We start from the raw sequence: 5565 nt of genomic DNA, 5'->3' as shown, positions 1-5565 counted from the left end.
CTCCCCCGTGTGGCGCGCCCCAGCGGCGCGTGTGCGGCACAGAGCCTCTCGGTGCGTCCCCGCGCCCGCCAAGAGGACGCCGGACGGTTCACCTGGATAGGTGGCGCCGTGCCGCGGGGCCCGTGAACGGCAAAAGGGCCGAACCGGTTCCGCAACCGGTTCGGCCCTGGCAGGGGACGGCTCAGATGTGCGCCGCGCCCGCCCCCGCCTCGGCGTTCTCGCCGCGCTTGGTGAACATCGCGACCGCCGCCGCGATGACCGCGACAATGCCGGCGACGGTGAAGGCGAAGCCCATGCCCGACACGAACGTGTCATGCGCGACGCCCGTGATCTTCTCGGCGATCTGCGGCGGCGTCTGCGGCGGCACCGGGCCGACGCCGACGGCGACCGCGTCGGACGCCTGGGACATCTGCTCGGGCGTGAGCTTCGGCAGCCCGGCGCCGGTCCACTTGTCCGGCAGTTCACTGCTGACGCGGGAGGCCATCACCGCGCCGAGCACGGCCGTGCCGAGGGAGCCGCCGACCTGCATGGCGGCCTGCTGGAGGCCGCCCGCGACGCCGGAGTGCTCCAGCGGCGCGTTGCCGACGATGACCTCGGTGGCGCCGACCATGACCGGGGCGAGGCCGAGGCCGAGCAGCGCGAACCAGATGGACATGCCCAGGTTCCCGGAGTCCGAGGACAGGCTGGACATCCCGAAGCAGGCGACGGCGGTCAGGACCATGCCGCCGACCAGCGGGACGCGCGGGCCGAGCTTGGTGATGAGGGCGCCCGCTATCGGCGAGGCGACGATCATCATGGCGGTGAGCGGCAGCAGGTGGAGTCCGCTGTCGACGGGGCTCATGCCGTGCACGTTCTGTAGGTAGAAGGTGACGAAGAACAGGCCGCCCATGAAGGCGAACGCCATCAGCACCATCAGGATCGTGCCCGCGGACAGCGGCACGGAGCGGAACATGCTCAGCGGGATCAGCGGCTCCTTGACCCTGGTCTCCCAGAGGGCGAAGAGCACGAAGGCGACGATCGCGAGGCCGAGGAAGAGGAGCGTGTTGGTCTCGCCCCAGCCGCCCCACTGGTTCTCCTTGATGAGCGCCCAGATGAGGCAGAACATGGCGCCGGAGAGCAGCAGGATGCCGAGGAAGTCGAAGGACTTGGCGGCGTTCTTGGCGCGGTGGTCCTTGAGGATCACCAGGCCCAGTACGAGCGCGATGGCGCCGACCGGGACGTTGATGAAGAAGACCGACTGCCAGTTGACGTGCTCGACCAGCAGCCCGCCGACGATCGGGCCGGCGGCGGTGGAGGCGCCGATGACCATGCCCCAGATGCCGATGGCCATGTTGAGCTTCTCGGCCGGGAAGGTGGCGCGCAGCAGGCCGAGCGCGGCCGGCATGAGCAGCGCGCCGAAGAGGCCCTGGAGCACGCGGAAGACGATGACCAGCGCGACGCTGCCGGAGATGCCGATCGCGCCCGAGGCGAGCGCGAACCCGGCTATGCCGATGAGGAAGGTCTGGCGGTGGCCGAAGCGGTCGCCGAGTTTGCCGGCGGTGATCAGCGCGACCGCGAGGGCGAGCAGATAGCCGTTGGTGATCCACTGGACGTCGGCGAGCGAGGCGCCGAGGTCCTTCTGAATGGCGGGGTTGGCTATGGCGACGATCGTGCCGTCGAGCGCGACCATCATCACGCCGATCGCGACGGAGATGAGGGTCAGCCATGGATGGCCCCGCAGCCCCTTCCGGGGCCCCGGTACGGGATGTTCCGGCGCCGCGTCGGCGACGGTGGTCTGAGACGTCATAATGCGAGATTATGGCAGCGGCTGACAATTGACAAACCGACCCATGAGTCGGTAACTGTCATGTCGCTCACAGATATCGTGAGCAGCGGAAACCCGCCGAAGAGAGGGCCGAGCGGTGAAGACCGAACAGGAGACCGAACGGTCGGCCGGAAAACCGGCCGGGCGCTGCGCGGGGCTGCGCGAACGCAAGAAGCGGCGGACCCGCGACGCGCTGGTCCGCGCCGCCCTGGAGCTGTTCGTGGAAAAGGGGTACGAGCAGACGACGGTCGACGAGATCGCCGACGCCGTCGACGTCTCCCAGCGCACGTTCTTCCGCTACTTCGCCGGCAAGGAGGACGCCGCCTTCGCCCTCCAGGAGCTGATCGAGACGCGATTCCTCTCGGAGGTCTGCGCACGCCCCGCCCACGAGCCGCCGATGCCTGCCCTGCGCAACGCCATCACGAACGCCTGGGCCACCATCGACGAGGAGATGAAGGCGGTCGCGCCGCCCCAGCTGCACATGCGCATGTTCCAGGTGATCGAGTCGACGCCCGCGCTGCTCGCGGTCCATCTGCGCCGCCAGTACGACACGGAGGAGCGGATCGCCCAGGAGATCGCCCGCCGCGAGGGCCTGGACATCGACGCCGACCCGCGCCCGCGCGTCCTGGTGGCGGCGTTCGCCGGGACGATGCGGGTGGCGGGGAAGATCTGGGGCGAGGGCGACGACTGGACCTCGGACGCGATCCGGGAGCTCTCCGATACCTACCTCGACGCCCTGGTACCCGCACTGGCCGAGAATTGGCGGGCGTCGTCCCGAACCTGATCCCAAGTCGCACTACTGTGCACAATTGTCCGCTATTAAACGTGAGATGACTCACGGGCTTGGCGGCTGCCGCCGGGTTTCTCCTAGGGTGGCCCGCGGTGACTTCCTTCCCGGAGCTCGGTGCTCCCTCCCCCCTGCCTTGGACGAACTCGGCCACAGTCTGGCGCGCGCTGCTCGCCCTGGCCGTGGTCTTCGTCATGCTCGCCACGACCGGATGGACCGCCATCCGGAGCCACAGAGGGGAACCCGACGCGAGATCGGCCTCGCTCAACGCCTGGCTGCACGGCTCGCTCGCCGGACACCGGCTGCCCGACCCGAACGGCCCGCCGACCGTCCTGGCGCGGTTCTTCGCCGGCCTCACCGGCGGCCAGCTGAGCTATCTCGTCAACCGCTACCCGCTGGTCGTCGGCAACCTCAACGGCGCACCCGCACCGCTGCGCTACCGCGCCAACCGCGTCGCCCTCGGCCGGGCCCGCGCCGTCGAGGAGAAACGCGCGCACGACCAGCGGCTCACCCCGCTCGGCCGCGGCGAGGCCAACCGCCGCATGCACCGCTTCACCTCGCTGATGCGCGACGGCCGGCAGATCCTCGCGTTCAACCCCGGCGGGGCGGGGCGCGTCGCCGAGGTGTTCGGCGACCTCCCGCACGCCGACCGGGTCTCCGTCGTGGTGCCCGGCGTCGATACCACCGCGCTGACCTACGAGAAGACGGGCCGCCCGTACACCGCGACAGCCGGCATGGCCACCGCGCTCTACGGCGCCGAGCTGCGTGCCCGGCCCGCCGTCAGGACCGCCGTCATCGCCTGGGCCGACTACACCTCGCCCTCGGGGCTCGGCATGGACGCGGCCACCGGCAAGCTCGCCGCCGAGGGCGCGCTGCGGCTGCGCGCCCTGGTCCGCGGCCTGCCGAACGACTCGCGCGTCTCGCTGTTCTGCCACAGCTACGGCTCCGTGGTGTGCGGCGTCGCCGCCCGCGACCTGTCGTCCAAGGTCTCCGACATCGCGGTCGCCGGCAGCCCCGGCATGCGCGCCGGCCGCGCCTCCGACCTGCGGACCGGCGCCCGGATCTGGGCGTGGCGCGCCCGCCACGACTGGATCCAGGACATCCCGCACATGGAGTGGGGCGGCCTCGGCCACGGCGCGGACCCGGTGTCCACCGGCTTCGGCGCCCGCATCCTGTCCGCCGACGGAGCCGTCGGCCACCCCGGCTACTTCCGGCCGGGCACCACCAGCCTGGAGAACTTCGCGAAGATCGGCGTCGGCGCCGCCGCGTCCGTGCGGTGCGCGGCGGACAACGGAAGCTGCGCCGCGGACCTGAGCTAGTGCGCGCGCCTACCCGGCCAGAGGGCGCGCCGCCCCGGCCCGTACGCACGTTTCAGGACATGACACCGGGTGTGCGTACGTACGTGTCACGAGGTTTTACGCGCGTAGCGCCGGAGGGGGGACAGGCGGGCGACCGCCGCCTACGATGAACCACATGGGTGATGTGCTGGCCGGTTTCCACGCCGCCTGGGAGTTCGACACCGACTCCGTGCTCATCCGATTCGAACGGGGGCTGCGCACGCCGAAACTGCTCCAGGCGCTCGGTGAGCGCCGCGTGCCCTACGAGGCGCTCGCGTCTGTGGAGCTGGCTCAAGGCAAGCGCGGCACGGTCGTGCTGCGCGCGACGCCGAGGCCCGGCGCCGACCCGCTGGCCGATGCCGCCGACGGACAGCTCAAGGAGGGCAGCGACCCCTACCGGCTGGTGCTGCCCGCCGAGCGCGAGACCCTCGCCGAGTACTACGCCGACGAACTGCGCTCCCAGCTCGGCCCGGAGGCCGGCACACCGGCCGAGCGGTATCTGGTGGCCGCGCCCTCGCCGCCGCCGTCCTTCAAGGCGTACGACGCCAAGGCGTTCTTCGACGGCGAGGCCGTCTCCTTCCGCTGGTTCTGGACGGGCGCCTCCACCGCCAAATGGAAGGCGGGCGACCAGCGTTTCACGGTGGACGGGCTGTCCGGCGTGGAGTGGCGCTCCCCCGAGATCTTCAACGGCCATCTGCGGCTCCTGCCGCGCGGCGGAAGCGCCGAGGACCGGCCGGGCGCCGCCGACCAGGACCCGGCGGCCGTCGTCTTCGGCATGGGGTACGGACTCGCCCACGAGTCGCTGCCGTTCGCCGCCGCCGTCCTGGAGGCCGTACAGGCCGCGACCCCGGCCCTCGTCCCGGAGCGCGCCCCCGCGGCCCGCCCGGACCCGGCCGACATCGCCGACCGCATCCGCCACCTCGGCGCGCTGCGCGAGGCGGGACTGCTCACGGACGACGAGTTCAGCGACAAGAAGACCGAGCTGCTCGCGGAGCTGTAGCCGTCCCGTCAGGGCCCGCGCGAGGGCCGCACACCGGCCGCAGCACATAGGCTGACCTGGTCATGTCCACTTCCCCTCCCGCCTCCGCCGGACGCCGCCGGGCCCGGTGGCCGCTCGCCGCAGCCGCGTGCGCGGTCGTGGCCGGGCTGCTCCAGTCCACGTACAACGTGCTGGCGAACGACTACCGGCTGGGCGTCGCCGCCGCGCTGGCGCTCGCCGCCGCGCAGACCGTGCCACTGCTGCTCGCCCCGCGCCGCCCGCTGCCCGCCTGGGCGATCGTGTTCGCCGCCGACCTCGTGGGCGGCTTCGTCCTGCTGTCGGCCGACGGCGTGGACGGCCGGGCCTGGCCGTGGACGCCGCCCGCGATGATCGGCTACCTCCTGGCGACCGCCGCCGTGGGGCTCCGCGAGGGCCGCCGCCGGCTGCTGGCCGTGTTGGCGGCGACCGGCGCCACGGCCGTACTCCCCGCGGTGTTCCCGACCGGCCAGGAGAACGCCACCCAGCTGCTGCTCTTCCTGCTCACCGGCGTCGTGCTGCTGCTGACCGGCGCGGTGCGCGAGCGCGGCGAGGCCCGCCGGGCGCTGGCCGCGCAGCGCGAGGTCAGCGAGGCGGACCGGGCCCGGCGCACCCTCCTCGA

4 protein-coding genes and 1 pseudogene are annotated in these 5565 nt (G+C 72.2%); 4 read left to right on the top strand and 1 reads right to left on the bottom strand.

Annotated elements, in window-relative coordinates:
* Window positions 1–181: 181 nt before the first annotated feature.
* The gene (locus tag ACFU99_RS31255; RefSeq protein WP_384398420.1) at window positions 182–1786 is read right to left on the bottom strand and encodes an MFS transporter; all 1605 of its coding nucleotides are present in this window, start codon (window positions 1784–1786) and stop codon (window positions 182–184) included.
* 115 nt (window positions 1787–1901) lie between these two features.
* Between ACFU99_RS31255 and ACFU99_RS31250 the strand changes: the two genes are divergently transcribed.
* The 4 genes and pseudogenes from ACFU99_RS31250 to ACFU99_RS31235 form a co-directional block, all read left to right on the top strand.
* Entirely contained in the window at window positions 1902–2588 is a 687-nt protein-coding gene (locus ACFU99_RS31250) for a TetR family transcriptional regulator (RefSeq protein WP_384398418.1), read from the top strand.
* 98 nt (window positions 2589–2686) lie between these two features.
* Window positions 2687–3910, top strand: a complete 1224-nt coding sequence (locus tag ACFU99_RS31245; protein ID WP_384398416.1) for an alpha/beta hydrolase — start codon at window positions 2687–2689, stop codon at window positions 3908–3910.
* Between the two features lie 154 nt (window positions 3911–4064).
* Complete coding sequence (locus ACFU99_RS31240) at window positions 4065–4928, top strand: DUF4429 domain-containing protein (RefSeq protein ID WP_384398414.1); 864 nt, start codon at window positions 4065–4067, stop codon at window positions 4926–4928.
* Between the two features lie 62 nt (window positions 4929–4990).
* Window positions 4991–5565: pseudogene (locus tag ACFU99_RS31235) on the top strand (sensor histidine kinase); the annotation flags it as partial.

Source organism: Streptomyces sp. NPDC057654, from assembly GCF_042800135.1.
In the GTDB taxonomy this organism is placed as follows: domain Bacteria; phylum Actinomycetota; class Actinomycetes; order Streptomycetales; family Streptomycetaceae; genus Streptomyces.
This window is presented reverse-complemented; position numbering and strand designations above follow the sequence as displayed.

Coding starts and splice junctions, on each gene's coding strand:
- ACFU99_RS31255 (WP_384398420.1), bottom strand. CDS start 1,786: ATGACGTCTCAGACCACCGTCGCCGACGCGGCGCCGGAACATCCCGTA.
- ACFU99_RS31240 (WP_384398414.1), top strand. CDS start 4,065: ATGGGTGATGTGCTGGCCGGTTTCCACGCCGCCTGGGAGTTCGACACC.